Below are 1341 nucleotides of genomic sequence, written 5' to 3'. Positions count from 1 at the left end.
CCACGATCCGGCTCGCCTGCGCGAGCGTCGCACCGGCGCCGCCATGCTCGCGCGGCACGACCTGCGCGATCAGCCCCGCGCGCTGCAGCCGCGCGAAGTTCTCGTGCGGAAAACGGCCGTCGACGTCGTTGCGGGCTGCATCGGCAGCCAGCTCCGGCGCGAGGCGGTCGAGCAGCGCGGCGATGCGGGCGTCGTCGACATCTTCGGTGGACAGGAGGCGCAGCGAACGCGGCTGCGGCAACGGCGAGGAAGCGGCAAGGCTGGCGGACATCGAGACGGATTCCCTGGGTAATACGGAAAGCGATACCGACAGGCAGCAATCGCGGCAATCGATCGCCGCGCGGCGCGGTTTCTCGTGAAATCGGCGATCCGGAACGCACGGCGCCGGATTCGCCGGCGCCCGCGCGCCCGATCGTTCGTGAGCCCACAGCGTATGCGCAGCGCACCCCCACCCAAACCATGCAAATCTGATATTCAAATCGGGATTGATTATTTCCGTTTCGCATGATCGCGGCGTTAACCTGCGCTCCATTCCTGCCCGGCCACGCGCCGGGTCGTCCCTGCACCGGAGACCCAGATGAGCGTCGAATTCATCGGCATGATCCAGAGCCAGAAGCAGTCGGAAATCCACCCGCCGTCCGGCCCTGTCGTCGATCCCGATTACGTGCGTGACTTTGCACGCGCCCACGAGACGGCCGGCTTCGACCGGATCCTCGTGCCGCACCACTCGACCGGCCCGTCGGCGACGCTGACGATCGCGTTCGCGGCGGCCGCGACCGAGCGCATTCACTTCATGCTCGCGCATCGCCCGGGCTTCACCGCGCCGACGCTCGCCGCGCGGCAGATCGCGACACTCGACCAGTTCAGCCGCGGCCGGCTCGCCGTGCACTTCATCTCCGGCGGCTCGGACAGCGAACAGCAACGCGACGGCGACTTCCTCGACCACGACGCGCGCTATGCGCGCACCGACGAATACCTCGGCATCCTGCGGCGAATCTGGACCGACGCGCAGCCGTTCGATCACGACGGCGCGCACTACCGGTTCAAGCAGGGCTTTTCGGAAGTGAAGCCGTTCCAGCAGCCGCATGTGCCGATCTATTTCGGCGGCGCATCGGAAGCGGCGCTCGCGGTGGCCGGCAAGCACGCGGACGTCTACGCGCTGTGGGGCGAATCGCTCGACCAGGTGCGCGACCTGACGACGCGCGTGCGCGCCGAAGCCGCGCGGCACGGCCGGCAGGTGCGCTTCTCGGTGTCGTTCCGCCCGATCCTCGCCGCGACCGAGGACGAAGCCTGGGCGCGCGCGCATCGCATCCTCGACGAAACGCGCCGGCTGCGCGACGA

2 protein-coding genes are annotated in these 1341 nt (G+C 68.7%); one reads left to right on the top strand and one right to left on the bottom strand.

The window, feature by feature from the left end:
- Positions 1–271, bottom strand: a 271-nt coding sequence (locus tag G3N99_RS40495; protein WP_206125227.1) for an acyl-CoA dehydrogenase family protein, incomplete at its 3' end; no start/stop codon positions are given.
- Between the two features lie 306 nt (positions 272–577).
- On the opposite strand from G3N99_RS40495, the gene G3N99_RS40490 reads away from it, so the two are divergent.
- A partial coding sequence (locus tag G3N99_RS40490; RefSeq protein ID WP_206125226.1) for an LLM class flavin-dependent oxidoreductase occupies positions 578–1341 on the top strand: 764 nt, incomplete at its 3' end.

Source organism: Burkholderia sp. Ac-20392, assembly GCF_017104585.1.
GTDB classification, from domain to species: Bacteria; Pseudomonadota; Gammaproteobacteria; order Burkholderiales; family Burkholderiaceae; genus Burkholderia; species Burkholderia lata.
The sequence above is the reverse complement of the archived record's forward strand: the minus strand, read 5'-3'. Positions and strand labels throughout refer to the sequence as shown.